The organism is Streptomyces sp. NPDC085946, assembly GCF_044540485.1.
GTDB lineage: Bacteria > Actinomycetota > Actinomycetes > Streptomycetales > Streptomycetaceae > Streptomyces.
The window spans coordinates 18,456-44,695 of sequence record NZ_JBITSF010000010.1 but is presented as its reverse complement, the minus strand read 5'-3'; the positions used below and the strand labels follow the sequence as shown (position 1 = coordinate 44,695).

General features: G+C 74.1%; 26 protein-coding genes. 18 read left to right on the top strand and 8 right to left on the bottom strand.

Going from position 1 to position 26,240, the window contains the following annotated elements; translation table 11 throughout:
• Positions 1 to 20: 20 nt before the first annotated feature.
• Together ACIF8T_RS20760 and ACIF8T_RS20755 are read left to right on the top strand one after the other, a co-directional pair.
• On the top strand, positions 21 to 1,043 hold the full coding sequence (locus tag ACIF8T_RS20760) for an oxidoreductase (RefSeq protein ID WP_400037061.1): 1,023 nt from the start codon (positions 21 to 23) through the stop codon (positions 1,041 to 1,043).
• A 51-nt stretch (positions 1,044 to 1,094) separates the two neighbouring features.
• On the top strand, positions 1,095 to 2,735 hold the full coding sequence (locus ACIF8T_RS20755; protein ID WP_400037059.1) for an ABC-F family ATP-binding cassette domain-containing protein: 1,641 nt from the start codon (positions 1,095 to 1,097) through the stop codon (positions 2,733 to 2,735).
• A gap of 13 nt (positions 2,736 to 2,748) precedes the next feature.
• Here ACIF8T_RS20755 and ACIF8T_RS20750 read toward each other — a convergent pair whose 3' ends face one another.
• From ACIF8T_RS20750 to ACIF8T_RS20735, 4 genes are all read right to left on the bottom strand, one after another.
• The gene (locus ACIF8T_RS20750) at positions 2,749 to 3,318 is read right to left on the bottom strand and encodes a putative glycolipid-binding domain-containing protein (protein WP_400037057.1); all 570 of its coding nucleotides are present in this window, start codon (positions 3,316 to 3,318) and stop codon (positions 2,749 to 2,751) included.
• 68 nt (positions 3,319 to 3,386) lie between these two features.
• Positions 3,387 to 5,789 carry a Tex family protein gene (locus tag ACIF8T_RS20745; RefSeq protein ID WP_400037055.1) on the bottom strand — a complete coding sequence of 801 codons (2,403 nt, stop codon included), beginning with the start codon at positions 5,787 to 5,789 and terminating at the stop codon, positions 3,387 to 3,389.
• Between the two features lie 101 nt (positions 5,790 to 5,890).
• Complete coding sequence (locus ACIF8T_RS20740) at positions 5,891 to 6,022, bottom strand: LPFR motif small protein (protein WP_400037054.1); 132 nt, start codon at positions 6,020 to 6,022, stop codon at positions 5,891 to 5,893.
• A gap of 102 nt (positions 6,023 to 6,124) precedes the next feature.
• A complete protein-coding gene (locus ACIF8T_RS20735) occupies positions 6,125 to 6,994 on the bottom strand; it encodes a hypothetical protein (RefSeq protein WP_400037052.1) in 870 nt (289 codons plus the stop codon).
• Positions 6,995 to 7,108: 114 nt separating this feature from the next.
• Between ACIF8T_RS20735 and ACIF8T_RS20730 the strand changes: the two genes are divergently transcribed.
• Together ACIF8T_RS20730 and ACIF8T_RS20725 are read left to right on the top strand one after the other, a co-directional pair.
• The gene (locus tag ACIF8T_RS20730) at positions 7,109 to 8,071 is read left to right on the top strand and encodes a GlxA family transcriptional regulator (protein WP_400037050.1); all 963 of its coding nucleotides are present in this window, start codon (positions 7,109 to 7,111) and stop codon (positions 8,069 to 8,071) included.
• Between the two features lie 8 nt (positions 8,072 to 8,079).
• Positions 8,080 to 8,715 (top strand): DJ-1/PfpI family protein, encoded by a 636-nt coding sequence (locus tag ACIF8T_RS20725; RefSeq protein WP_400037048.1) that lies wholly within the window; start codon positions 8,080 to 8,082, stop codon positions 8,713 to 8,715.
• Here the strand turns inward: ACIF8T_RS20725 and ACIF8T_RS20720 are convergent.
• Complete coding sequence (locus ACIF8T_RS20720; RefSeq protein ID WP_400037046.1) at positions 8,702 to 9,481, bottom strand: enoyl-CoA hydratase/isomerase family protein; 780 nt, start codon at positions 9,479 to 9,481, stop codon at positions 8,702 to 8,704. The genes ACIF8T_RS20725 and ACIF8T_RS20720 overlap by 14 nt on opposite strands.
• Before the next feature lie 111 nt (positions 9,482 to 9,592).
• Between ACIF8T_RS20720 and ACIF8T_RS20715 the strand changes: the two genes are divergently transcribed.
• Both ACIF8T_RS20715 and ACIF8T_RS20710 read left to right on the top strand, forming a co-directional pair.
• Complete coding sequence (locus ACIF8T_RS20715) at positions 9,593 to 10,264, top strand: HdeD family acid-resistance protein (protein WP_400037044.1); 672 nt, start codon at positions 9,593 to 9,595, stop codon at positions 10,262 to 10,264.
• Positions 10,265 to 10,393: 129 nt separating this feature from the next.
• Positions 10,394 to 10,933, top strand: coding sequence for an ATP-binding protein (locus ACIF8T_RS20710; RefSeq protein ID WP_400037581.1), 540 nt, complete (start codon positions 10,394 to 10,396; stop codon positions 10,931 to 10,933).
• Here the strand turns inward: ACIF8T_RS20710 and idi are convergent.
• The 3 genes from idi to galE all read right to left on the bottom strand — a co-directional run bounded on the left by idi (position 10,899) and on the right by galE (position 13,835).
• Positions 10,899 to 11,492, bottom strand: coding sequence for an isopentenyl-diphosphate Delta-isomerase (gene idi, locus ACIF8T_RS20705; protein WP_400037042.1), 594 nt, complete (start codon positions 11,490 to 11,492; stop codon positions 10,899 to 10,901). The two genes, ACIF8T_RS20710 and idi, sit on opposite strands and share 35 nt — an antisense overlap.
• A 274-nt stretch (positions 11,493 to 11,766) precedes the next feature.
• A complete protein-coding gene (locus ACIF8T_RS20700; RefSeq protein ID WP_400037040.1) occupies positions 11,767 to 12,705 on the bottom strand; it encodes a cation diffusion facilitator family transporter in 939 nt (312 codons plus the stop codon).
• Positions 12,706 to 12,833: 128 nt separating this feature from the next.
• Positions 12,834 to 13,835, bottom strand: a complete 1,002-nt coding sequence (galE, locus tag ACIF8T_RS20695; protein ID WP_400037038.1) for a UDP-glucose 4-epimerase GalE — start codon at positions 13,833 to 13,835, stop codon at positions 12,834 to 12,836.
• Between the two features lie 302 nt (positions 13,836 to 14,137).
• Between galE and ACIF8T_RS20690 the strand changes: the two genes are divergently transcribed.
• From ACIF8T_RS20690 to ACIF8T_RS20635, 12 genes are all read left to right on the top strand, one after another.
• Positions 14,138 to 15,952: a DUF5941 domain-containing protein gene (locus ACIF8T_RS20690; protein WP_400037036.1), complete on the top strand. Its 1,815-nt coding sequence runs from the start codon at positions 14,138 to 14,140 to the stop codon at positions 15,950 to 15,952.
• Complete coding sequence (locus tag ACIF8T_RS20685) at positions 15,949 to 16,701, top strand: sugar phosphate nucleotidyltransferase (protein ID WP_400037034.1); 753 nt, start codon at positions 15,949 to 15,951, stop codon at positions 16,699 to 16,701. The genes ACIF8T_RS20690 and ACIF8T_RS20685 overlap by 4 nt, the downstream gene beginning before the upstream one ends.
• Positions 16,689 to 17,750 carry an iron-containing alcohol dehydrogenase family protein gene (locus tag ACIF8T_RS20680; RefSeq protein ID WP_400037032.1) on the top strand — a complete coding sequence of 354 codons (1,062 nt, stop codon included), beginning with the start codon at positions 16,689 to 16,691 and terminating at the stop codon, positions 17,748 to 17,750. Before ACIF8T_RS20685 ends, ACIF8T_RS20680 begins: the two co-directional genes overlap by 13 nt.
• Entirely contained in the window at positions 17,728 to 18,507 is a 780-nt protein-coding gene (locus tag ACIF8T_RS20675; RefSeq protein ID WP_344535158.1) for a CDP-alcohol phosphatidyltransferase family protein, read from the top strand. The genes ACIF8T_RS20680 and ACIF8T_RS20675 overlap by 23 nt, the downstream gene beginning before the upstream one ends.
• Before the next feature lie 5 nt (positions 18,508 to 18,512).
• The gene (locus tag ACIF8T_RS20670; protein ID WP_400037030.1) at positions 18,513 to 19,385 is read left to right on the top strand and encodes a glycosyltransferase family 2 protein; all 873 of its coding nucleotides are present in this window, start codon (positions 18,513 to 18,515) and stop codon (positions 19,383 to 19,385) included.
• A gap of 97 nt (positions 19,386 to 19,482) precedes the next feature.
• Positions 19,483 to 20,412 (top strand): ABC transporter permease, encoded by a 930-nt coding sequence (locus ACIF8T_RS20665; protein ID WP_400037028.1) that lies wholly within the window; start codon positions 19,483 to 19,485, stop codon positions 20,410 to 20,412.
• Positions 20,405 to 21,172, top strand: a complete 768-nt coding sequence (locus tag ACIF8T_RS20660; RefSeq protein ID WP_400037026.1) for an ABC transporter ATP-binding protein — start codon at positions 20,405 to 20,407, stop codon at positions 21,170 to 21,172. Before ACIF8T_RS20665 ends, ACIF8T_RS20660 begins: the two co-directional genes overlap by 8 nt.
• Before the next feature lie 359 nt (positions 21,173 to 21,531).
• Positions 21,532 to 22,443 (top strand): squalene synthase HpnC, encoded by a 912-nt coding sequence (gene hpnC / locus ACIF8T_RS20655; protein WP_400037024.1) that lies wholly within the window; start codon positions 21,532 to 21,534, stop codon positions 22,441 to 22,443.
• On the top strand, positions 22,440 to 23,393 hold the full coding sequence (gene hpnD / locus ACIF8T_RS20650; protein WP_400037022.1) for a presqualene diphosphate synthase HpnD: 954 nt from the start codon (positions 22,440 to 22,442) through the stop codon (positions 23,391 to 23,393). The genes hpnC and hpnD overlap by 4 nt, the downstream gene beginning before the upstream one ends.
• The gene (locus tag ACIF8T_RS20645) at positions 23,393 to 23,533 is read left to right on the top strand and encodes a DUF6380 family protein (RefSeq protein WP_400037020.1); all 141 of its coding nucleotides are present in this window, start codon (positions 23,393 to 23,395) and stop codon (positions 23,531 to 23,533) included. Before hpnD ends, ACIF8T_RS20645 begins: the two co-directional genes overlap by 1 nt.
• Positions 23,533 to 25,053 carry a hydroxysqualene dehydroxylase HpnE gene (gene hpnE / locus ACIF8T_RS20640; RefSeq protein WP_400037018.1) on the top strand — a complete coding sequence of 507 codons (1,521 nt, stop codon included), beginning with the start codon at positions 23,533 to 23,535 and terminating at the stop codon, positions 25,051 to 25,053. The genes ACIF8T_RS20645 and hpnE overlap by 1 nt, the downstream gene beginning before the upstream one ends.
• Before the next feature lie 68 nt (positions 25,054 to 25,121).
• Positions 25,122 to 26,183 (top strand): polyprenyl synthetase family protein, encoded by a 1,062-nt coding sequence (locus tag ACIF8T_RS20635; RefSeq protein WP_400037579.1) that lies wholly within the window; start codon positions 25,122 to 25,124, stop codon positions 26,181 to 26,183.
• The last annotated feature ends 57 nt before the right edge of the window (positions 26,184 to 26,240 follow it).

Sequence of the window (26,240 nt, the reverse complement as noted above, 5' to 3'; positions counted from 1 at the left end):
GGTGTGGGGATACTCACCGTATGTGTGCCCCGTACGCGACCTTCGGCCTGGCACCGGCGACGCGGGCCGGCGCGGTCCGGGCGGGCGGTGACGTCCAGGTCCACCGGGACTTCGTGGACTTCGTCGTCGACGGACGCCCGCTGCTGTTCCGGCTCTCCGACCTGGACGCCGTCTCCCCGCTCGCCTCCGACGTCCCGCCCGCCATCTTCACCGCGCAGGTGCGCAGCCTGCTCCTGGAGGCGGACGCCCCGCTGCCCGGCGGCCGCCACGTCATCTACGGCTGTCCCGAGTGCGAGGACCTGGCCTGCGGCGCCGTCACCGCCGTCATCGAGCGCGACGGCGACGACTTCGTCTGGCGGGACTTCGCCTGGCAGACCGGCGACCACGCCGACCTGGAGCTCAACGGCTACCACGGCATAGGCCCGTTCCGGTTCCGCGGCACCGAGTACCGGGCGGCGCTCGGCCCCCTGCTGGACCGCCCGGCCGCGGGGGAGCGGCGCCGCGTGCTGCTCATCGGCGCCCGCGTCGCCGTGCTCGCCAAGCTCGCCGCCGCCCTGCGCACCATCGGCATCGGCGCGGACATCGCCCACGACGCGACCGGTGTGCCCGCCGACGAGCTGCGCGGCTACGGCGCCGTCGTCTTCGGCCGCGCCGTCGGCGAGGAGCAGCGCGCCGCCGTCCGCCGCGCCTTCGCCGAGGCCGGGGTCGACGTGGCGTACGTCGACGGGCTCGCCCCCGTCGTCCCCCTCCTCGTCGCCCAGATCGAACACGCCCTGGAGCGCGGCCCGCTCGACCGGCGCCGCCTCACCGCCCTGTCCGCCGCAGGCGGCGCCGCGGACGTCGAGGTCACCTCCCCGTGCCGGGTGCAGCTCACCGCCTACCGCCTCGACCGCCTGCGCCGCACCCACGTCCACGAACTCTTCGACGGCGTCCTGGAACCGGGCCGGCACCGCATCGCCCTGGACGCGAAGGCGGTCAAGGGGGAGTCCTTCGTGGTGGCGCGCACCTCGGGGAGCGTGCTGGTGGCGGCCGTGGCGGCCTGAGACCGGCCCCGCGGCGCGCGCCACCCCCCGGCCGTTAGGATCTGCCCCCTGATGACTGCCACCCTCGTCGCCAAGAACCTCGCCGCCGGCCACGGCGACCGCTCCCTCTTCTCCGGACTCGACCTCGTGGTCGCCCCGGGGGACGTGATCGGGCTGGTCGGCGCCAACGGCGCGGGCAAGTCCACCCTGCTGCGGATGCTCGCCGGGCTGACCGCCCCGGAACAGGGCGAGCTGCGGCTGTCCCCGCCGGCCGCGACCGTCGGGCACCTGCCGCAGGAGCCGGAGCGCCGCCCGGGCGAGACCGTACGGGCGTTCCTGTCCCGCCGCACCGGCGTGACCGAGGCGCAGCGGGTGATGGACGAGGCCACCCAGGCCCTGGTCGACGGCGCGCCCGGCGCCGACGACGCGTACGCCACCGGTCTGGAGCGGTGGCTGGCCCTCGGCGGCGCCGACCTGGACGAGCGCGCCGAGGAGGTCGCCGCGACCCTCGGCCTGGCCGTGGACCTGGACCAGCCGATGACGTCCCTGTCCGGCGGCCAGGCGGCCCGGGCCGGCCTGGCCTCCCTCCTGCTGTCCCGTTACGACGTCTTCCTGCTGGACGAGCCGACCAACGACCTCGACCTCGACGGCCTGGAGCGCCTGGAGCGCTTCGTCACCGGCCTGCGCGCGGGCACGGTGGTCGTCAGCCACGACCGCGAGTTCCTCACCCGGACCGTCACCAAGGTCCTCGAACTGGACCTCGCCCAGCAGCGGATCAACCTCTACGGCGGCGGCTACACGGCCTACCTGGAGGAACGCGAGGTGGCCCGCCGCCACGCCCGCGAGGAGTACGAGGAGTACGCCGACAAGCGGTCCGCCCTCCAGGACCGCGCGCAGATGCAGCGCGCCTGGATGGACAAGGGCGTGAAGAACGCCCGCCGCAAGGCGGGCGGCGACAACGACAAGATCGGCCGCAAGTTCCGCAGCGAGGCCAGCGAGAAGCAGGCCGCCAAGGCCCGGCAGACCCAGCGCATGATCGAGCGGCTGGACGTGGTCGAGGAGCCGCGCAAGGAGTGGGATCTGCGCATGGAGATCGCGGCCGGCCCGCGCTCCGGCGCGGTGGTGGCCACCCTGCGGGACGCCGAGGTGCGGCGCGGCGGCTTCGTGCTCGGCCCGGTCTCCCTGCAGATCGACTGGGCGGACCGGGTGGCGGTGACGGGCGCGAACGGCGCCGGCAAGTCCACCCTGCTCGGCGCCCTGCTCGGCCGCGTCCCGCTCGACGCCGGACACGCCTCCCTCGGCTCCGGCGTCCTGCTCGGCGAGGTCGACCAGGCCCGGGTGCTCTTCCACGGCCCGGAGGCCCTGCTCGACGCGTTCGGCGCGGCCGTCCCCGACACCGAACCGGCCGAGATCCGCACCCTGCTGGCCAAGTTCGGGCTGAAGGCGGACCACGTCCTGCGCCCGGCGGCGACCCTCTCCCCGGGCGAGCGCACCCGCGCCGCCCTCGCCCTGCTCCAGGGCCGGGGCGTCAACCTGCTGGTCCTCGACGAGCCGACCAACCACCTCGACCTGCCCGCCATCGAGCAGCTGGAACAGGCCCTCGACGCCTACGAGGGCACGCTGCTGCTGGTCACCCACGACCGGCGGATGCTGGACGCGGTCCGCGTCACCCGGCGTCTGGAGGTCGCGGACGGCAAGGTGACCGAGCGCTGACCGGCGCCGCCGGCTAGCGGACCGTCAGGCGGCGGGCCAGGCCGGGGTAGTCGACGACGCAGCCGTCCGCGTCGAACTCCAGGTCGCTGCGGAAGGTGCCCGAGGCGAACCGCACCCGGCCGCCGCCGTCGGTCCGCGCCAGGTGGGTGTAGGTCTGCCGCGACCGCCGCACCGTCAGCCCCGGCACCGACACCCACGCCATCAGGAACTCCTGTTCCCCGGGGGCCCGGTGCAGGCCGTGACGCAGCACCGGCATGGTGTTGGTCAGCGGGCACAGCCCCAGGTCGCAGTCGAGGGCGCCGTCCATGTCCGGCAGCCGTTCCCCGTCGGCGCTCCAGCCGCCCCGGCCGTCGTGCCGCAGGTCCAGCGTGCGCGTACGGGCCGCCGTCTCGGCCGTCACCAGCAGCCGCCGCGTCACGAACCCCTCGCCGGTGTCGAGCTCGTACGCGATCCAGTACGGCTCCGGTTCCGTGCCGACCGCCCGGCCGCGGGCCCGCAGGGTGCCGGCACCGACGTCCGCCCAGGCGGTCTCGTAGCCCCGGCTCGCCGTGATCTCCCAGGTGATGACACGCGAAGTGGCCATACCGCCACCCTACGAGCGGGGCCGGGTCCGGGCCCCCGCACGGCGGCGGGGGCCCGGACGCGGGCGGGTCAGCGCCTGCCGTTCTTCGGGTCGAGCAGGCCGGCGCGGCGCAGGGCGTCGGCCATCGCGCTGTTGGCGGGCGCCGGCGCCTGACGCGCGCCGCCGGCGGCGGCACCACGGCCCCCGCCCCCGCCGCTCCCGGCACCGCGGCCGCCCTGGCGCTGCTGCGGCGGACGCCCGCCGCGCTGCCGCCGCTCGCCCGGGGCCTGCTGCTGCGGGGCGGCCTCGTCGTCCAGCCGCAGCGTCAGCGCGATCCGCTTGCGCGGGATGTCGACGTCGAGCACCTTCACCTTGACGATGTCACCGGGCTTGACCACGTCCCGCGGGTCCTTCACGAACGTCTTCGACATCGCGGAGACGTGCACCAGACCGTCCTGGTGGACGCCGACGTCCACGAACGCGCCGAAGGCCGCCACGTTGGTCACGACCCCCTCCAGCACCATGCCCGCGGACAGGTCGGAGATCTTCTCCACGCCCTCCTTGAACACGGCCGTCCGGAAGGCGGGCCGGGGGTCGCGCCCGGGCTTCTCCAGCTCCTTGAGGATGTCGGTGACGGTCGGCAGGCCGAACGTCTCGTCCACGAAGTCCTGCGGCCGCAGCGACCGCAGCACCGCCGTGTTGCCGACCAGGGCGGCGACCTCCTGACCGGTGGTCTTCACCATGCGCCGCACCACCGGGTACGCCTCCGGGTGCACGCTGGAGGCGTCCAGCGGGTCGTCCCCGCCCCGGATCCGCAGGAAGCCCGCGCACTGCTCGTACGCCTTGGGGCCCAGCCGCGGCACCTTCTTCAGCTCGGAGCGGGACCGGAACGGGCCGTTGGCGTCCCGGTGCGCCACGATGTTCTCGGCGAGGCCGGAGGTGATGCCGGACACCCGGGCGAGCAGCGGCGCGGAGGCGGTGTTGACGTCCACGCCCACGCCGTTCACACAGTCCTCGACCACCGCGTCCAGGGAGCGCGACAGCTTCACCTCGGACAGGTCGTGCTGGTACTGGCCGACGCCGATCGACTTCGGGTCGATCTTCACCAGCTCGGCCAGCGGGTCCTGGAGGCGGCGGGCGATGGACACCGCGCCGCGCAGCGACACGTCCAGGCCGGGCAGCTCCTGCGAGGCGAACGCCGAGGCCGAGTACACGGACGCGCCCGCCTCGGAGACCATCACCTTGGTCAGCTTCAGCTCGGGGTGCCGGGCGACCAGTTCCCCGGCGAGCTTGTCGGTCTCGCGCGAGGCCGTGCCGTTGCCGATCGCGATCAGCTCGACCGCGTGCTCCTTCGCCAGCCGCGCCAGCTTGGCGATCGCCTCGTCCCACCTGTTGGCCGGCACGTGCGGGTGGACCACGTCGGTCGCCACCACCTTGCCGGTCGCGTCGACCACGGCGACCTTCACACCCGTGCGGAAGCCCGGGTCGAGGCCGAGGGTCGCGCGGGTGCCGGCCGGGGCGGCCAGCAGCAGGTCGCGCAGGTTGGCCGCGAACACCCGGACGGCCTCGTCCTCGGCGGCGGTGCGCAGCCGCAGCCGGACGTCGATGCCGAGGTGGACCAGGATGCGGGTGCGCCAGGCCCAGCGGACCGTGTCCGCCAGCCACTTGTCGGCGGGCCGGCCGCGGTCGGCGATGCCGAACCGGCGGGCGACGATGCCCTCGTACGACGACGGGCCGTCCGTGGGCTCCTCCGGCTCCAGGACGAGGTCGAGGACCTCCTCCTTCTCGCCGCGCAGCATCGCCAGGACGCGGTGCGAGGGCAGCTCGGTGAACGGCTCGGCGAAGTCGAAGTAGTCGGCGAACTTCGCGCCGGCCTCCTCCTTGCCCGCGCGGACCTTCGCGGCCAGCCGGCCGCGCACCCACATGCGCTCGCGCAGCTCGCCGATCAGGTCGGCGTCCTCCGCGAACCGCTCGGTGAGGATCGCCCGGGCGCCGTCCAGGGCGGCCTGCGGATCGGCCACGCCCTTGCCGGCGTCGACGAACGCGGCGGCCGCGGCCAGCGGGTCGACGGAGGGGTCGCCGAGCAGCCCCTCGGCCAGCGGCTCCAGCCCCGCCTCGCGCGCGATCTGCGCCTTGGTGCGCCGCTTGGGCTTGTACGGCAGGTAGACGTCCTCCAGGCGCGCCTTGGTCTCCGCGCCCCGGATCCGCGCCTCCAGCTCGGCGGTGAGCTTGCCCTGCTCGCGCACCGACTCCAGGATGGCCGCCCGCCGATCCTCCAGCTCCCGCAGATAGCGCAGCCGCTCCTCGATCGCGCGCAGCTGCGCGTCGTCGAGCATCTCGGTGGCTTCCTTGCGGTAACGGGCGATGAAGGGCACCGTCGAACCGCCGTCGAGCAGTTCCACGGCGGCCTTGACCTGCCGCTCCCGTACGCCGAGTTCCCCGGCGATCCTGCTTTCGATGGACCCTACTTCGAGGGACCCGGGTGTCGTCACGATCCCGTACCGCCTTCTCCACTTCGGGGGTGCGCGGCAATTGTGGCAGGTGGCGCCGACAACCGGGATCAGGACGGCGGCCCGGCGGGCCGCCGGGTCGGTCAGGCCCGGTGGCCGCGGGCGGAACCGGAGGCGCCGCCGAACAGCCGGGCCAGGGCCCGGAACGGCAGCGTGACGACGGTGGCGACGGCGCCGCCGACCTGGCGCAGTACATCAGCGATGGCGCGAAACACGAAGTGCCCCTTTCCCTTGTCCGGGCCGGTCACCTCGACCGGACCCCGTCCGGCCGCCACGGCCGGACGGGGTCCGGGTACCACGTCACCGCTTTGGCATGCTCAGGCCTTGCCGATCAGGTCCGCGGGGAAGGCGCCCGCGGCGGACGCGGTGCGCGCGAACGCCGTGCCGAGCTCGGTCAGACGCGCCACGCCGTCCGCGCCCAGGTGCGCGTAGGGGGCCGCGTCCAGCCGGTCGGTCTCCTGCTCGATCTCCTCGCGCAGGGCGACGCCCCGCGCGGTGAGGTCGCCGGAGGCGTCCAGCAGCCCCCGGTCCCGCAGCCGCGCCGACGCGGCGTCCCACTCCTCCCGGCTCCAGCCGCGGGTGCTGGACACCCACTTCGGCGTCATGCCCCGGCCGGTCGCCGTGTGGGTCACCAGTGCCTCCAGGCCGTCGAGCCCGGCGGACACCAGCGCCATCAGGTGGCCGTCGCCCCGGTGCTCGCGCAGCAGGGTCGCGGCGTGCCAGAAGGCCAGGTGCGGGGCGTCGGGGACGGGCAGGTCGGCGTGGGCCGCGTACAGCGGCCGGGCGCCGCGCGCACAGGCCTCGGCGGCGCGCAGCGCGAGGCGCGCGGCCTCGGCCATCTCCGGCGACGCCACGGCCTCCTCGCCCAGCAGGCGGCGCAGCGTGGCGTCGACGGCGCGCAGCCGGGCCGCGAGCACCTGTTCGGGCGCGGCGGTCCGCCACACCGCGGGCACGTGCCGGGCGACCAGCTCGTACTTGTAGTTGTAGAAGGCCGCGGCGACGGCGCCCGGCCCGACCGGCCCCAGTGCGGCCGCCCGGACCGCGAAGTTCACGGCCCGGGGGTGCGTGATCCCGATCGCCTCCGCCTCCCGCCCGAGGTCGGGCGAGAAGTAGTGCGTCGAGTGCAGCGAGTTCAGCGCGTTGTGGCACCGTCGGCCGGCGCGCGGCCCGGTGGCGGCAGTCGTCATGGGCCGGAGGTTACCAACCGCTTGGTATGTCTTCCAGGGGTGGACCGCGCAGGGCAGGAAAGGTGGGGAACCCGTCATTGCCGCCACGCGCCGGGCCCGCGAACAATCGTCGGCATGGCGCACCGCACCGTTCTCGTCGTCCTCTTCGACGGCGTGCAGAGTCTCGACGTCACCGGGCCCGTGGAGGTGTTCGCCGGAGCGGAGAAGCACACCCCGGGGACCTACCGGATCCGCACCGCCTCCCTGGACGGCGCCGCCGTGCGCACCAGCAGCGGCCTGACCCTCGTCCCCGACCTCCGCCTGGCGGCCGCGCCCCGGCCGCACACCCTCCTCGTCCCCGGCGGGCAGGGCACCCGCCGTCCCGACCCGCTCCTGGTCGACTGGCTGCGCGACCACGGCCCGCGCGCCGCACGGCTGGTCTCCGTGTGCACCGGCGCGGCCCTGCTCGCCGGGGCCGGCCTGCTGGACGGCCGCCGCGCCACCACCCACTGGGCGTACTGCGCCGAGCTGGCCCGCGACCATCCGGCCGTCGACGTCGACCCCGATCCCGTGTACGTCCGCGACGGGCACGTCGCCACCTCCGCCGGCGTCACCGCCGGCATCGACCTGTCCCTCGCCCTGGTGGAGGAGGACCTGGGCCGCGAGGCCGCCCTGACCATCGCCCGCCACCTGGTGGTCTTCCTGCGCCGGCCCGGCAACCAGGCCCAGTTCAGCGCCCAGCTCGCCGCCCAGACCGCACACCGCGAGCCGCTGCGGGAGGTGCAGCGCTGGATCACCGAGCACCCGGGCGGCGACCTGTCCGTGGAGGCCCTCGCCGCCCGCGCCCGCCTCTCGCCGCGCCACTTCGCCCGCGCCTTCCGCGCCGAGACCGGCACGACCCCGGGCCGGTACGTCGACCGGGTCCGGCTCGAACACGCCCGCCGCCTGCTGGAGGACACCGCCGACGGCGTCGAGGAGATCTCCCGCGCCAGCGGCTACGGCACACCGGAGGCCATGCGCCGCGCCTTCGTCAAAGCCCTCGGCACGCCCCCCGCGGAGTACCGCCGCCGGTTCCGCCCCGCCCCCAGCCCTTTCTGAGGAGCCCCGTGCAGATCGCGATCTTGCTCTTCGACCGCTTCACCGCCCTCGACGCCGTCGGCCCGTACGAGACGCTCGGCCGCCTCCCGGGCGCCGAGACCGTCTTCGTCGCCGAGCGGACCGGCCCCGTCCGCACCGACACCGGGAACCTCGCCCTCACCGCCGACCGCACCCTGGCCGAGGTGCCGCACCCCGACCTCGTGGTCGTGCCCGGCGGACCGGGCCAGTCCGCGCTGATGACGGACGCGACGCTCCTGGACTGGCTGCGCGCCGCCGACGCCACCAGCACCTGGACTACGTCGGTGTGCACCGGCTCGCTGCTGCTGGCCGCCGCGGGACTCCTCACCGGCCGCCGCGCGACCTCCCACTGGCTGGCCCTGGACCACCTGAGGTCCTACGGCGCCGAGCCCACCCGGGAGCGGGTGGTCGTCGACGGCAAGTACGCCACCGCCGCCGGCGTCTCCGCCGGCATCGACATGGGGCTCGCCCTGCTCGGCAGGATCGCCAGCGACGACCACGCCCGCACCGTCCAGCTCGCCACCGAGTACGACCCCCAGCCGCCCTACGACGCCGGATCGCCCGGGAAGGCGCCCGCACACCTCGTCGAACTGCTCCGGTCGCGCAGCCGCTTCATCCTGACGTAGGCGCCGGTGCCGGTGCGGGCGCCGGCACGCTCCACGTGAAGCGCGGCTCCCGGCGCTCCAGGAACGCGGCGACGCCCTCCGCGGTGTCGCCGCTGCCGCGCGCCTGCGCGGTCCAGTGCTCCTGCCGGTCCTCGCGCCCGTTCGCGAACTCCTTCGCCGCGGCCTGGGTCAGCTGCGAGCGGGACACCAGGATCCGCGTGAACGCCCCGACCCGCCCGGCCAGTTCGCCCGCCGGCAGCACCTCGTCGACCAGGCCGGTGCGCAGCGCTCGCGCCGCGTCGATCAACTCCCCGGAGAACAGCAGGTACTTGGCGGTGGCCGGTCCGACCAGCGACACCAGCCGCCGGGTCGCGGAGGCCGGGTACACCACCCCGAGCCGGGCGGGTGTCACCCCGAACAGCGCACCCTCCTCGGCGAACCGCAGGTCGCAGGCGGCCGCCAGTTGCGCCCCGCCGCCCACGCAGTGCCCGCGCACCGCGGCCAGCGTCGGCTTGGGGAACGCGGCGAGCGCCTCCTCGGCCCGCACGGCGAGCCGCTGCGCCTCCTCCGCGGAGCCCCGCAGCGTCGCGATGTCGGCGCCCGCGCAGAACGTCCCGCCCTCCCCGGTGAGCACCAGCGCCCGGACGGCCGGATCGGCCGCCAGCGCGTCCAGCAGCGGCGGCAGGGCACCCCACATCGCGGCCGTCATGGCGTTGCGCTTGGCGGGGTTGCGGATGACGACGGTGGCGACCGAGTCGGCGACGCGGTGCAGCAGCTGCGGCTCCATGCGGCGGATGCTATCCGCCCCGCCCGCGCCGCCCGTGGGCAGGAGCCCCGCCGGGCGTTACGGCCCCCCCGGCGCAGGGGACCCGGAGGGCAACCGCGCGAGGAGGCGCCCATGGACAAGTCCACCCGGCCCGCCCGGCCCGGGGACGAGGCGGCGAGACTGAACCGGGACTTCGGCCGGCTCGCCGCACTCGGCGCGATCCTGGCCGTCGCGGGCCTGGTCGGCCTCGTCCACACCGCCGTCGCCACCCTGACCTCGATGCTCCTGTTCGGCTGGCTGCTGCTGACCGGCGGCCTGGTCGGGCTGGTGCACGCGGTCCAGGCCCGGGGCTCCGCCTTCTTCTGGCTGGGCGTCGTCGTCGCGGCCCTGAACATCGCCGCCGGCATCGTGGTCGTCAGGATGCCGGGGACGGCGGCCGAGGCACTGACCATGTTCGCCGCGCTGCTGTTCCTGACCGGCGGGGTGTTCCGGCTGGTGGGCAGTCTGGTGGTGCGCGGACCGCAGTTCGGCTGGACCCTCGTCCAGGGCGCCTTCGGGCTGCTCCTCGGCGTGCTCGTCCTGGCCGACCGGCCGGACAGCAGCCGGTACGTCATCGGCGCGTTCATCTCGCTCGCCCTGCTCTTCGACGGGCTGAGCCTGATCGCCACCGGCTTCGGCGGACGCAGGATCGTCGGCCTGGTCTCCGGCCGGCTGACCGGACCGGACGCGGCCGCCGCCCGGCCCGTGTCACCCGAGGAGTCCGCCGAGTCGACACAGCGGGGACAGGATCAGTCCCACAACTGACCGTGTCATACGCCAACGGTCAGAACCGCTCGATAGTCGCTGACTTGTGTTCAGAACTGCGGGAGGAAGCGGCCCACTGCCAACACTCGTCGCGTGGTGACAATCGAGCGCGAGGGTGGCGAGCGGACGATGGACGACGACGGGCGCGGGCCCGGCCCACGCCCTCAGGGCGGCGAAGCACCGTACGACGTCAGGCCCGCGGACCCGCTGCCGTACGAAGGCGTGTGGCGGTTCACCGCGCCCTCCGTCGACGCCTCCGTCCCGCAGGCCCGGCACGCCGTGCGCGACCTGCTGCTCCGGCAGGGCGTCCCGGTCTCCGCCGACCTGGCGCAGGGCCTGCTGCTGATCGTCTCGGAGCTGGTCACGAACGCGGTCCGGCACGCGGCGGTGCTCTCGCCGACGCTCGGGGTCGAGGTCGCCGTCGGCGCCGAGTGGATCCGGGTGTCCGTGGAGGACAACCACCCCTACCGCCCCACCGCCCTGGAGGCGGACCACGGGCGGACCGGCGGACGGGGACTGCTGCTGGTGCGCGAGATCACCCGGGAGGCGGGCGGCGCCTGCGACGTCGAGTACACCGCGAGCGGCGGCAAGGTGATCTGGGTCGCCCTGCCGCTCACCCCCGCGCAGGCCCTGGTCACCAGCCGGCCGACGGACCCGTCAGTTCCCTGACCGCCGGGCGGGCCGCGTCCAGCACGGTCATGAACCACGACGAGAACGTGTCCCGCGCGTGCCGCTCGGCGAGCTCGGCCGGGGTCACGAACGCGGTCGCCGCCACCTCGTCCCCGTCCGGCCGCGGCGAGGACTGCACCAGCCCGACGAACAGGTGGTTGTACTCCTGCTCGACCAGGCCCGACGCCGGGTCCGGGTGGTTGTAGCGGACCGTGCCCGCCGCGGCGAGCAGCGACGGGGACACGCCCAGTTCCTCGAAGGTCCGCCGGGCCGCCGCCGCGAAGGGCGCCTCGCCCGGGTAGGGGTGGCCGCAGCAGGTGTTGGACCACACACCGGGGGAGTGGTACTTGCCGAGCGCCCGCTGCTGGAGCAGCAGCCGGCCCCGCTCGTCGAACAGGAACACCGAGAACGCCCGGTGCAACCGCCCCGGGGGCTGGTGGGCCGCGAGCTTCTCCGCGGTGCCGATCGTCACACCGTCCTCGTCGACGAGTTCCAGCAGAATCGCGTCAGCGGTGCCGTTCGACGACGTGTGCGTCGCGGTGGCAGGTGTGATCGGCATACCCATCCTTCACTTCGGTCTTCGCGCCCCAAGTCTGCCGTACGAATCCGGCACACCCGGCATTCGCGGGCACCCGCATGTCCCGCACGGTGACGCGGACCACGGCGGCTCTCCGGACGACGCGGGAGAGGCCCGGGAGGTGATCGTGCCCGTCCCGCCGGACCGGAAATCGTCCCCGCCCGGGCCGGCGAGGGTCAGGGCGCGGACGCCCGGCGGGCGTCCGCGCCCCCGGCGCACGCCCACGCCGCCCGCCCTCCGCCGCGCCCCGGCGCGCTCAGTGGCACAGCCGCGCCTCGTGCTCCGCGTGACCGGTCGGCTCCAGCTGGAAGGTGCAGTGCTCGACGTCGAAGTGGTCGCCCAGGCAGCCCTGGAGCTCGTGGAGCATCTTCTCGTGGCCGATCCCGCTCAGCACCTCCGGGCTGACGACGACGTGCGCCGAGAGCACCGGCATGCCGGAGGTGATGGTCCACGCGTGCAGGTCGTGGACGTCCTCCACACCGTCCAGCGCGAGGATGTGCGCCCGCACCTGCGCCATGTCGACGTCCTTGGGGGCCGCCTCCAGCAGCACGTCCAGGGTCTCGCGCAGCAGCTTCCACGTCCGGGGCGCGATCATCAGCGCGATGACCAGCGAGGCCACCGGGTCGGCGGCCTGCCAGCCGGTGGTCAGGATCACCACCGCCGACACGATCACCGCGAGCGAGCCCAGCGCGTCCGCCGCCACCTCCAGGAACGCGCCGCGCACGTTCAGGCTCTCCTTGCGCCCGCGCATCAGCAGCGTCAGCGACACCGTGTTCGCGACCAGGCCGACCGCGCCGAACACGACGGTCAGACCGCCCTCGGTGCCGGCCGGCGTGACGAACCGCTGGACGGCCTCGTACAGGACGTAACCGCCCACCCCGAGCAGCAGCAGGCAGTTGGCCAGGGCGGCGAGGATCTCCGCGCGGGCGTACCCGAAGGTGCGGCGCTCGCTCGGCGGGCGGCCCGCGAAGTGGATCGCCAGCAGCGCCATGCCCAGCCCCAGCGCGTCGGTCGCCATGTGCGCCGCGTCCGCGACCAGCGCGAGCGAGTCGGCGAGCACCCCGCCGACGATCTCCACGACCATGACGGCGAGCGTGATCGACAGTGCCACGCGCAGCCTGCCGCGGTACGCGGCGGCCGCCGTGGCGCCAGCCGGCGCGCCGTGCGCGTGCCCGTGATCGTGCCCAGCCCCCATGGAAAGCCGCCTCCCGTGTCCGCCCGGATCTTGCCCGGCCCCCACAGTGAACTACGGGCGGGGGGTATGTGCAACGCGGTACTGAAGACCGTTGTCATCTGCTCTGACCTGCGGAAACGAGCCGCAGGTCAGAGGGCGGACGAGGACGGGGCCACCGCTGGGCGGCCCTGGTGCAGCAGCCACCCCCGCCACGCCGACTCCACCATCTCGCGCACCCCGCGCCGGGCGCTCCAGCCGAGCTCCTCGGCGGCCCGGGCGGCCGAGGCGACCGCGCGCGGGGCGTCGCCGGGCCGGCGGCCGTCCACGACCGGAGCCCGCCGGTCACCGGTCACCTCGCCGATGACCGTGATCAGTTCGCGGACCGAGACGCCCTCGCCCCGGCCGATGTTCACCGTCAGATCGCCCCGCACGCTCCCGTCGGCCAGCCGCCGGGCCGCCGCCAGGTGCGCCTCGGCCAGGTCGGCGACGTGGATGTAGTCGCGCACGCAGGTGCCGTCCGGGGTCGGGTGGTCGTCGCCGAAGATCCGCGGGGCCTCGCCGCGGGTGAGCCGGTCGAAGACCATCGGCACGATGTTGAACACGCCCGTGTCGGCCAGCTCCGGCGCCGCCGCGCCCGCCACGTTGAAGTAGCGCAGGCACACCGTGGCGATGCCGCGGGCCCCGCCCGCCGCCCGCACCAGCCATTCCCCGGCGAGCTTGGTCTCGCCGTAGGGGTTCACCGGCGCGCACGGCGCGTCCTCCGTGATGAGGTCCACCCCCGGGTCGCCGTACACGGCCGCCGACGAGGAGAACACGAACCGCCGGACGCCCGCCTCGGCGACCGCGTCCAGCAGCGTCGCGAGCCCGCCCACGTTCTCCCGGTAGTAGCGGGCCGGCTGCGCCACCGACTCGGCGACCTGCTTGCGCGCGGCCAGGTGCACCACCCCCGTCACGCCGTGCTCGGCGCACACCCGTCCGAGCAGGCCGGCGTCGTACGCGGACCCCTCGATCAGCGGGACGTCCGCGGGCAGCCGCGCGGGGACCCCGGCCGAGAGGTCGTCCAGCGCGACGACGCGCTCACCGGCGCCGGTCATGGCCCGCGCCACGTGTGCCCCGATGTAACCGGCTCCGCCTGTGATCAGCCATGTCATGGTCGCCCACCCTATGCCGGAGCAGCCGGGCGGTACGCATTGTCACCTCTTGTCCGGTGCCGTCCGGTCCGTGGGGCGCGGTGCGCGGGACGCGGTTTGTGGGGCGGGCCCCCGATCCCCGATGATGACCGCGGCACGGGCCCGGCGAACCCCGCAGATCGGGCCGTCGAACAGGCGGTGAACACAGCCTTCCCGGCATCCGATAGCCTCTGCCGACATGCCGCCCGGTCCCCATCGGCACGGGCACCCCCACCGTGTACACGACCGGCGCGGACGCGTCGGCACCCAGGGAGTGAGTTCGGTTGTCGACCGCCATCCTCACCGGTCAGCCGGTCCCCGGTTCGTCGATCGAGGACGACCTGCGCTCCCTCGGCTTCGACGTCCGGGCCGCGTCCGGCCCCGCCGAGGCCGAGACCGTGCTCGCCGCCGTGCCGGCCGGGGAGCGGGTCGCCCTGGTCGACGCGCGCTTCGTCGGCCACCTGCACGCCCTGCGCCTCGGTCTCACCGACCCCCGCTTCCCGCTCGCCGCGATCCCCGGCGCCGTCACCGCCCAGCCCGCCGGCCGCCAGGCCCTGACCCGGGCGGTGGCCCGGGAGAACTCCGCGGGCGGCGGCACCACCCTCGTCGACAGCCTCGCCGACCGGGTCGTCACCGCGCTCGACGCCGACGGCGCCGGCCCGTACCGTCCCGAGCTCGGCAGCCTGGTCGCCACCGTCCCCGCCGACCCCCAGGCCCGCAACGAGGCCCGGCAGGCCGTCGCCGCCGTCGACGACGAGGCGGTACGCCTGAAGTCGGCCGTCAAGGCCCGCGACGGCTTCTTCACCACGTTCTTCATCAGCCCGTACTCGCGCTACCTCGCCCGCTGGTGCGCGCGCCGCGGCCTGACCCCCAACCAGGTCACCACCGCCTCGCTGCTCACCGCCCTCATAGCGGCGGCCTGCGCGGCCACCGGCACCCGCGGCGGCTTCGTCGCCGCCGGTGCCCTGCTGATCCTCTCCTTCGTCCTGGACTGCACCGACGGGCAGCTCGCCCGCTACTCCCTGCAGTACTCGACCCTCGGCGCCTGGCTCGACGCCACCTTCGACCGCGCCAAGGAGTACGCCTACTACGCCGGCCTCGCGCTCGGCGCGGCCCGCGGCGGCGACGACGTCTGGGCCCTCGCCCTCGGCGCGATGGTCCTCCAGACCTGCCGGCACGTGGTGGACTTCTCCTTCAACGAGGCCAACCACGACGCCACCGCCAACACCAGCCCCACCGCCGCCCTCTCCGACAGGCTGGACAGCGTCGGCTGGACGGTCTGGGTCCGCCGCATGATCGTCCTGCCGATCGGCGAACGCTGGGCGATGATCGCCGTCCTCACCGCCGTCACCACCCCCCGGATCACCTTCTACGCGCTGCTGATCGGCTGCGCCTTCGCGGCCACGTACACCACGGCCGGCCGGGTGCTGCGCTCGCTGACCCGCAGGGCGAAGCGGACCGACCGGGCGGCGCGGGCGCTGGCCGACCTCACGGACAGCGGGCCGCTGGCCCAGGGCTTCGCCGCGGCGTTCGCGAACCCCGCGCGCCGGCTGCCCGGCTTCACCGCCCCGGCCGTGGCCCTGCTCGGCGGCCTCGCCGTCGTCGGCACGGCGGCGTCCGCCGGCTTCGGCGGTCCGTGGCCGGCCGTCGCGGCCCTCGCGTACGCCGTGACCTCGGGCCTGGCCGTGGCCCGCCCCCTCAAGGGCGCCCTCGACTGGCTCGTCCCGCCCCTCCTGCGCGCCGCCGAATACGGCACGGTCCTGGTGCTGGCGGCGAAAGCCGGGGTGAACGGGGCCCTTCCCGCGGCTTTCGGGCTGGTGGCGGCCGTCGCCTACCATCACTACGACACGGTGTACCGCATCCGCGGCAACGCGGGCGCGCCGCCGCGGTGGCTGGTGCGCGCGATCGGGGGGCACGAGGGCCGCACCCTGGCGGTCGCCGTACTCGCCGTGCTGCTCACCGCCTCGCAGTTCACGGTCGCGCTCACGGTCCTCGCCGTGGCCGTGGCCCTGGTGGTGCTCGTCGAGAGCATCCGCTTCTGGGTGTCCGCCCACCGGGTCGGGGCACCTGCCGTACACGATGAAGGAGAACCCGCATGATCGGCCTCGTGCTGGCGGCCGGCGCCGGACGGCGTCTGCGCCCCTACACCGACAGCCTTCCCAAGGCGCTGGTGCCGGTGGGCCCCGCGGGCATAGACGGCGAACCGACGGTCCTCGACCTCACCCTCGGCAACTTCGCCGAGATCGGCCTGACCGAGGCGGCGATCATCGTGGGCTACCGCAAGGAGGCCGTGTACGCGCGCAAGGAGGCCCTGGAGAAGAAGTACGGCCTCAAGCTCACCCTCATCGACAACGACAAGGCCGAGGAGTGGAACAACGCCTACTCCCTGTGGTGCGGCCGTGACGCCCTCAAGGACGGCGTGATCCTCGCCAACGGCGACACCGTGCACCCGGTCTCCGTCGAGAAGACGCTGCTCGCCGCCCGCGGCGAGGGCAAGCGGATCATCCTCGCCCTCGACACGGTCAAGCAGCTCGCCGACGAGGAGATGAAGGTCGTCGTCGACCCCGAGCGGGGCATGACGAAGATCACCAAGCTGATGGACCCGGCGGAGGCGACCGGCGAGTACATCGGCGTCACCCTCATCGAGGGCGACGCCGCCCCCGAGCTGGCCGACGCCCTGAAGACCGTGTGGGAGACCGACCCGCAGCAGTTCTACGAGCACGGCTACCAGGAGCTGGTCAACCGCGGCTTCCGCATCGACGTGGCGCCGATCGGCGACGTCAGGTGGGTGGAGATCGACAACCACGACGATCTCGCCCGTGGACGGGAGATCGCGTGCCAGTACTGACCCGGCTCATCCCCTCGCCGCTCGTCGTGGACATCCGCCCGGGTGCCCTCGACGACCTGGCGTGCGTGCTCGCCGACGAGCGCATCTCGCACTCCGGCCGCCTCGCGGTCGCCGTCAGCGGCGGCTCCGGCGCGAAGCTGCGCGAGCGCATCTCGCCGAGCATGCCCGGCGCCACCTGGTACGAGGTCGGCGGCGGCACCCTCGACGACGCGGTCCGGCTGGCCAGCGACATAAAGGCCGGCCACTACGACGCGGTCGTCGGACTCGGCGGCGGCAAGATCATCGACTGCGCCAAGTTCGCCGCGGCGCGCGTCGGCCTGCCACTGGTCGCCGTGCCGACGAACCTCGCGCACGACGGCCTGTGCTCGCCGGTCGCGACCCTCGACAACGACGCGGGCCGCGGCTCCTACGGCGTGCCCAACCCGATCGCGGTCGTCATCGACCTCGACGTGATCCGCGAGGCCCCGGTGCGCTACGTGCGCGCCGGCATCGGCGACGCCGTGTCCAACATCTCCGCGATCGCGGACTGGGAGCTCGCCAACCGCGTCAAGGGGGAGCGCATCGACGGCCTCGCCGCCGCGATGGCCCGCCAGGCCGGCGAGGCGGTGCTGCGGCACCCGGGCGGCATCGGGGAGAACGACTTCCTCCAGGTGCTGGCCGAGGCCCTCGTCCTCAGCGGCATCGCCATGTCGGTGTCGGGTGACTCGCGGCCGTCCTCCGGGGCGTGCCACGAGATCAACCACGCCTTCGACCTGCTCTACCCCAAGCGGGCGGCCGCCCACGGCGAGCAGTGCGGCCTGGGCGCCGCCTTCGCCATGTGGCTGCGGGGCGCCCACGAGGAGTCGGCCTACATGGCCGGGGTGCTGCGCCGGCACGGGCTGCCGGTGCTGCCGGACGAGATCGGCTTCACGACGGACGAGTTCGTCAAGGCCGTCGAGTTCGCCCCGGAGACCCGCCCCGGCCGCTACACCATCCTCGAACACCTCGACCTGAACACCGAACAGATCAAGGACACCTACACCGACTATGTCAAGGCCATCGGTAGCTGAACTACGCCCCGTCGTTCACCCCGCCGGGGTGAAGGACCGGCGCAGCGGTGAGCACTGGATGGGACGCCTCTACATGCGCGAGGTATCCCTGCGGGTCGACCGCTACCTGGTCAACACCAGGGTCACACCCAACCAGCTCACGTACCTGATGACCGTCTTCGGTGTGCTCGCGGCCCCGGCACTGCTCGTGCCGGGGATCCCGGGCGCCGTCCTCGGCGTGGTGTGCGTCCAGATGTACCTGCTGCTGGACTGCGTCGACGGCGAGATCGCGCGCTGGAAGAAGCAGTACTCGCTCAACGGCGTCTACCTGGACCGCGTCGGCGCCTACCTCACCGACGCCGCGGTGCTCACCGGCTTCGGCCTGCGCGCCGCCGACCTGTGGGGCAGCGGCCGCATCGACTGGCTGTGGGCCTTCCTCGGCACCCTGGCCGCCCTCGGCGCCATCCTCATCAAGGCCGAGACCGACCTCGTCGGCGTCGCCCGCCACCAGGCCGGCAAGCCGCCGGTGCAGGAGGCCGCCGCCGAGATGCGCTCCTCCGGCATGGCGCTGGCCCGCAAGGCCGCCGCCTTCCTGAAGTTCCACCGCCTCATCCTCGGCATCGAGGCCTCCCTGCTGATCCTGGTCCTGGCCATCGTCGACCAGGCCCGCGGCGACCTGTTCTTCTCCCGGCTCGGCGTGGCCGTGCTGGCCGGCATCGCCCTGGTGCAGACGCTGCTGCACCTGGTGTCCATCCTCGCTTCGAGCAGGCTGAAGTGAGCGGCATGAAGGTCGGCGCCGTCATCATCACCATGGGCAACCGCCCCGACGAGCTGCGCGCCCTGCTCGACTCGATCGCCAAGCAGGACGGCGACCCGGTCGAGGTCGTGGTCGTCGGCAACGGCTCGCCAGTCCCGGACGTCCCCGAGGGCGTCCGCACCGTGGAGCTCCCCGAGAACCTCGGCATCCCCGGCGGCCGCAACGTCGGCATAGAGGCGTTCGGCCCCGGCGGCCGCGACGTCGACGTCCTGCTCTTCCTCGACGACGACGGCCTCCTCGCCCACCACGACACCGCCGAGCTGTGCCGCCGGGCCTTCGAGGCCGACCCGGAGCTCGGCATCATCAGCTTCCGCATCGCCGACCCGGACACCGGGGTCACCCAGCGCCGCCACGTCCCCCGGCTGCGCGCCTCCGACCCGATGCGCTCCTCCCGCGTCACCACCTTCCTCGGCGGCGCCAACGCCGTGCGCACCCGGGTCTTCGCCGAGGTCGGCGGCCTCCCGGACGAGTTCTTCTACGCCCACGAGGAGACCGACCTGGCCTGGCGGGCCCTCGACGCGGGCTGGATGATCGACTACCGGTCCGACATGGTGCTGTACCACCCGACGACCGCGCCCTCGCGGCACGCGGTCTACCACCGCATGGTCGCCCGCAACCGGGTCTGGCTCGCCCGCCGCAACCTGCCCGCCCCGCTCGTGCCGGTCTACCTCGGCGTCTGGCTGCTGCTCACCCTGGCCCGGCGCCCCTCGCGCCCGGCGCTCAAGGCCTGGTTCGGCGGCTTCCGGGAGGGCTGGACCACCCCCTGCGGACCCCGCCGGCCCATGAAGTGGCGTACGGTGTGGCGGCTGACCCGACTGGGCCGGCCCCCCGTCATCTGACAAGCTCGTGTCCGGGAGGCCGGACGGTCTCCGGCCCCGGCAGGCTCATGCCAGGCCCGCACAGGCCGCGCATCTCGAAGACGAAAGTTTCCAACTGGTGAGTGAGACAACGCACGACGGCCCGGTCGCGGTGAGCGCGCCCGCGTCGCCCGACGAGGACCTCACGGCGGCGCAGCTGGCCGCCAAGTACGGGCTGTCCGTCAGCGGTGCCCGGCCCTCCCTGACGCAGTACGTCCGGCAGCTGTGGGGACGGCGCCACTTCATCCTCGCCTTCTCCCAGGCGAAACTGACCGCCCAGTACAGCCAGGCCAAGCTCGGCCAGCTCTGGCAGGTCGCGACACCGCTGCTCAACGCGTTGGTGTACTACCTGATCTTCGGGCTCATCCTGGACGCCGGCCGGGGCATGCCGAAGGACGTCTACATCCCGTTCCTGGTCACGGGCGTCTTCGTGTTCACCTTCACCCAGAGCTCGGTGATGGCGGGCGTCCGCTCGATCTCCGGGAACCTGGGCCTGGTGCGCGCGCTGCACTTCCCGCGCGCCTCGCTGCCGGTCTCCTTCGCGCTGCAGCAGCTCCAGCAGCTGATGTTCTCGATGATCGTCCTCTTCGTCGTGGCCGTCGCCTTCGGGAGCTACCCCGGCCCGTCGTGGCTGCTGATCGTGCCGGTCCTGGTCCTGCAGTTCCTCTTCAACACCGGCCTGGCGCTGATCATGGCCCGGCTCGGCTCGAAGACCCCGGACCTCGCCCAGCTGATGCCGTTCGTGACGCGGACCTGGATGTACGCCTCGGGCGTGATGTTCTCCATCCCCGTGATGCTCGCCGACCACCCCGGCTGGATCGCGGACGTCCTGCAGTGGAACCCGGCCGCGATCTACATGGACCTCATGCGGTTCGCCCTGATCGACGGCTACGGCTCGGAGAACCTCCCGCCGCACGTCTGGGCGGTCGCCGGCGGCTGGGCCGCGCTCGTGATGATCGGCGGCTTCGTGTACTTCTGGAAGGCGGAAGAGAGGTACGGCCGTGGCTGAGGCACGCGTCCCCACCGTCATCGCGGACGACCTGCACATCGTCTACCGGGTCAACGGCGCCAAGACCGGCAAGGGCAGCGCGACGGCCGCCCTCAGCCGCATCCTCAAGCGCGGCGAGGAGCGCGGGGTCCGCACGGTGCACGCCGTGCGCGGCGTCTCCTTCGTCGCCTACCGCGGCGAGGCCATCGGGCTGATCGGCTCCAACGGCTCCGGCAAGTCCACCCTGCTGCGCGCCATCGCCGGGCTGCTGCCCGCCGAGAAGGGCAAGGTCTACACCGACGGCCAGCCCTCGCTGCTCGGCGTCAACGCGGCCCTGATGAACGACCTGACCGGCGAGCGCAACGTCATATTGGGCGGGCTCGCCATGGGCATGTCCCGCGAGCAGATCAAAGCCCGCTACCAGGACATCGTCGACTTCTCCGGCATCAACGAGAAGGGCGACTTCATCACCCTGCCGATGCGCACGTACTCCTCCGGCATGGCGGCCCGGCTGCGTTTCTCCATCGCCGCCGCCAAGGACCACGACGTCCTCATGATCGACGAGGCCCTGGCCACCGGCGACCGCAAGTTCCAGAAGCGCTCCGAGGAGCGCATCCGGGAGCTGCGCAAGGAGGCCGGCACCGTCTTCCTCGTCAGTCACAACAACAAGTCGATCCGCGACACCTGCAACCGCGTCCTGTGGCTGGAACGCGGCGAACTGCGCATGGACGGCCCCACCGACGAGGTCCTCAAGGAATACGAGAAGTTCACCGGCAAGTGACCCGGTGCCGAAGGGCCCCGCCGGAACTGTTCCGGTGGGGCCCCGCGTCTGCGAAGGAGACGTCAACTCCGGCCCGTGCCGGGAACCTTGGGCCCGGGCGGTGTGCTGTGGCGGTGCGCGGGAGACCCGCGTGCGCCCGACCGCGTTGTACGACGTAAGCTGTACCGGTCCTGAAACGCGGCAAGTAGGGCCATAACGCGCGACACCGTACACCGGGGCAGCCGTGCGGACATCCGGGCGGCGTGTCCGAAATAGTATGTATTGGGTCCGCAGTGTAGAACGGGAGATGTGACGGCAATGGCTACGGAAACTCCCCGGCTCCCCGCAGCGTGCGCCGTCCCCGCCCCGGGCAGCCGGCGGTGACGGGTACCGGCACGGCGCGCGCCGCCGATCCGGCGCGCGGCACCCTGGACAAGGCCGCGGGCGAGAACTTCCCCGTGGCCCCGTTCTTCCTGCCCCGGGCGTGGCGCGAGGACCTGATGGCCATCTACGGCTTCGCCCGCCTGGTCGACGACATCGGAGACGGCGACCTGGCCCCCGGCGGCGCCGACGCCCGGCTGCTCGGCGTCTCCCCGCGGGAGGCCGAGGACCGGCTGGTGCTGCTCGACGCCTTCGAGGCCGACCTGCGCGCGGTCTTCGACCCGGCGGGCCCGGGGCCCCGCCACCCCCTGCTGCGCCGCCTGCGGCCCACCGTCCGGCGTCACTCGCTCGGCCCAGCGCCCTTCCTCGGCCTGATCGAGGCCAACCGGCAGGACCAGCTCGTCACGCGGTACGAGACCTGGGACGACCTGCTCGCCTACTGCGAGCTGTCCGCCAACCCGGTCGGCCGCCTGGTCCTCGCCGTGACCGGCACCTCGACGCCCGAGCGGATCCGCCTGTCCGATTCCGTCTGCACGGCCCTGCAGATCGTCGAGCACCTCCAGGACGTCGCCGAGGACCTGGCCCGCGACCGCGTCTACCTGCCCGCCGCCGACATGAAGCGCTTCCACGTCCAGGAGGCGGACCTCGCCGCGCCGTCCGCCGGCGCGCCGGTGCGCGCCCTGGTCGCGTACGAGGCGCAACGCGCCCGCGAACTCCTGGATGAAGGAGCCCCCCTGGTGGGTAGCGTCCACGGCAGGCTCAGGCTGCTGCTCGCGGGATTCGTGGCAGGGGGAAGGGCGGCCGTCCGCGCGATCGCCGCCGCCGACCACGACGTACTTCCCGGCCCGCCCAAACCCGGCAGGATCCAGTTGCTGCGTGAGGTGGGCGTGACTCTGCGAGGAGAGAGGTGATCCGGACCGTGGAGTCCCCGGCACCACCCGCGTCCGCACCGGTACTCGCCGCCTACAGCTACTGCGAGGCCGTCACCGGGCAGCAGGCCCGCAACTTCGCGTACGGCATCCGGCTGCTGCCGACGCCCAAGCGCCGCGCGATGTCCGCGCTGTACGCGTTCTCGCGGCGGGTCGACGACATCGGCGACGGCGCGCTGACCGACGACGTCAAGGCCGCCCGGCTGGCGGACACCCGGGAGCTGCTCACCCGGATCCGCGAGGGCCGGGTCGACGAGGACGACACCGACCCGGTCGCGGTCGCCCTCGCCCACACCGCCGAGCACTTTCCGATCCCGCTCGGCGGCCTCGACGAGCTCATCGACGGCGTCCTGATGGACGTCCGCGGCGAGACCTACGAGACCTGGGACGATCTGAAGGCGTACTGCCGCTGCGTCGCGGGCGCCATCGGGCGGCTCTCGCTCGGCGTGTTCGGCACCGAACCGGGGGCGCGCGGCGCCGAGCGCGCGCCGGAGTACGCCGACACCCTCGGACTCGCGCTCCAGCTCACCAACATCCTCCGGGACGTCCGCGAGGACGCCGAGGGCGGCCGTACCTACCTGCCCGCCGACGACCTCGCCAAGTTCGGCTGCTCGGCCGGGTTCAGCGGGCCGAACCCGCCGGAGGGTTCCGACTTCGCGGGCCTCGTGCACTTCGAGGTGCGCCGGGCGCGCGCCCTGTTCGCCGAGGGCTACCGGCTGCTGCCCATGCTCGACCGGCGCAGCGGCGCCTGCGTCGCCGCCATGGCCGGGATCTACCGCCGCCTCCTGGACCGCATCGAGCGCGACCCGCTGGCCGTGCTGCGCGGCCGGGTGTCGCTGCCCGGACACGAGAAGGCGTACGTCGCCGTGCGGGGGCTGTCCGGCCTCGACGCGCGGCACGTGTCGCGACGGGCCGTCAGGAGGCGCGCCTGATGGGCCGGTCGGGCGGGGCCGCTCCCGGCGCCGCGCACAAGCGGCGGGCAACCCTCCGCGGCGGGACGGCGTCCCTGTCGGAGGCGGCCGGGCGTGCACCGTTCGGGCGGCACGGCGGCCGCGCGGGGGAGGGGGCGTGATGACCCACGGCACCCATGGCACGCGGTCCGGCGGACCGGCGGCGGACGGCACCGGACCGGGCGGCCGGCACGCCGTCGTGGTGGGCGGCGGGCTCGCCGGCGTCACCGCTGCGCTCGCGCTCGCCGACGCGGGCGTGCGCGTCACCCTGCTCGAAGGCCGGCCGCGCCTGGGCGGGCTCGCCTTCTCCTTCCGGCGCGGCGACCTGACCGTCGACAACGGCCAGCACGTGTACCTGCGCTGCTGCACCGCCTACCGCTGGTTCCTCGACCGCATCGACGGGGCGGCGCTGGCGCCGCTGCAGGACCGGCTCGACGTGCCCGTCGTGGACGTCGCGCGGCCCGCGGGGCGGCGGCTCGGCAGGCTGCGGCGCGACGCGCTGCCCGTGCCCCTGCACCTCGGGCGCAGCCTCGCCACCTACCCCCACCTGACCCTGGCCGACCGCGCCAGGGTCGGCCGCGCCGCCCTCGCGCTCCAGGGGCTCGACCCCGCCGACCCCGCCCTGGACGCCCAGGACTTCGGCAGCTGGCTGGCCGCGCACGGCCAGTCGCGCCGCGCGGTGGAGGCCCTGTGGAACCTGGTCGGGGTCGCCACCCTCAACGCGGTCGCGGGCGACGCCTCGCTGGGGCTGGCCGCGATGGTGTTCAAGACCGGTCTGCTGTCCGACCCGGGCGCGGCCGACATCGGCTGGGCGCACGTCCCGCTGGGCGACCTGCACGACCGGCTGGCCCGCGAGGCGCTCGACGCGGCGGGCGTGCGCGTCGCGCTCCGCACCCGGGCCACCGCCGTCTCCCGCCGTGGGGACGGGCGTTGGGACGTCGGGGTCCCCGGCGAGCGGCTCGCGGCCGACGCGGTCGTCCTCGCCGTACCGCAGCGCGAGGCCCACGGCCTGCTGCCCGCCGGGGCGCTGGACGCGCCCGAGCGGCTGCTGGAGATCGGCACCGCGCCGATCCTCAACGTCCACGTCGTCTACGACCGCAAGGTGCTCGCCCACCCGTTCCTCGCGGCACTCGGCACCCCCGTGCAGTGGGTGTTCGACCGCACCGACGCCTCCGGGCTGCGCGACGGCCAGTACCTGGCGCTGTCGCAGTCCGCCGCGCAGGACGAGATCGACGCGCCCGTGGCCGTGCTGCGCGAGCGGTACCTGCCCGAACTGGAGCGGCTGCTGCCCCTCACGCGCGGCGCCGCGGTGAAGGACTTCTTCGTCACCCGGGAGCGCACCGCCACGTTCGCTCCCGCCCCCGGCGTCGGGCGGCTGCGGCCCGGCGCCCGCACCAAGGCATCCGGCCTGTACCTGGCCGGAGCGTGGACCGCCACCGGGTGGCCCGCGACCATGGAGAGTGCGGTCCGCAGTGGAGTCGGCGCGGCGGACGCCGCGCTGAGCGCCCTGGGCCGGCCCCGCCCCCGCCACCTCTTCGCGTTCGAGGAGACGGCCCACCGCCCCGCCCCGGGGGACGGCCCCCGCACCCCCGGCCGCCGGCCGGAGGGGGCCGGCGTGTCCCTGCGAGGTGGGCTCCGGTGAGGACCGAACAGCGCGCGGCAGGCTCCCGCGCCCCCGGTACCGCAACAAGAGGAGAGACTGTGCCCACTGTGCCCCCGGCCTCGACGGCCGCTCGAGCGACCGCGGCGGACGTGACCGCGCTCCTGGAGCGCGCCCGGACCCTGGCCACCCCGGTACTGAGGGCGGCCGTCGACCGCCTGGCACCTCCCATGGACACGGTCGCCGCCTACCACTTCGGCTGGATCGACGCCCAGGGCAACCCCGCGGCGGGCGACGGCGGCAAGGCCGTGCGCCCCGCCCTCGCGGTGCTGTCCGCCGAGGCCGCCGGCGCCGCGCCCGAGACCGGCGTCCCCGGCGCGGTCGCCGTCGAACTGGTCCACAACTTCTCGCTGCTGCACGACGACCTGATGGACGGCGACGAACAGCGCCGGCACCGCGACACCGTCTGGAAGGTGCACGGCCCCGCCCAGGCCATCCTGGTCGGCGACGCCCTGTTCGCGCTGGCCAACGAGGTGCTGCTGGAACTCGGCACCGTCGAGGCGGGCCGCGCCACTCGCCGGCTGACCACCGCGAGCCGCGCGCTCATCGACGGCCAGGCGCAGGACATCTCCTACGAGCACCGCGACCGCGTCAGCGTCGAGGAGTGCCTGGAGATGGAGGGCAACAAGACCGGCGCCCTGCTGGCCTGCGCCAGCTCCATCGGCGCCGTGCTCGGCGGCGCCGACGAGCGCACCGCCGACACGCTGGAGAAGTACGGCTACCACCTGGGCCTGGCCTTCCAGGCCGTCGACGACCTCCTCGGGATCTGGGGCGACCCGGAGGCCACCGGCAAGCAGACCTGGAGCGACCTGCGCCAGCGCAAGAAGTCGCTGCCGGTGGTGGCCGCGCTCGCGGCGGGCGGCTCCGCCTCCGAGCGGCTCGGCGAGATCCTCGCCGCCGACGCCAAGAGCAGCGACGCCGACTTCTCCGAGGAGGAGTTCGCGGCCCGCGCCGCCCTCATCGAGGAGGCGGGCGGCCGCGAGTGGACCGCCGAAGAGGCGCGCCGTCAGCACACCATCGCCATCGAAGCCCTCGACGCCGTCGACATGCCCGACCGGGTGCGGGCGCGGTTCACGGCGCTCGCCGACTTCGTCGTCGTACGAAAGAGATGATCACTATCGGTCGAATAGCTCTCGCGTAGTCGCCGGCCGGTGCCGCGCGCACCGACC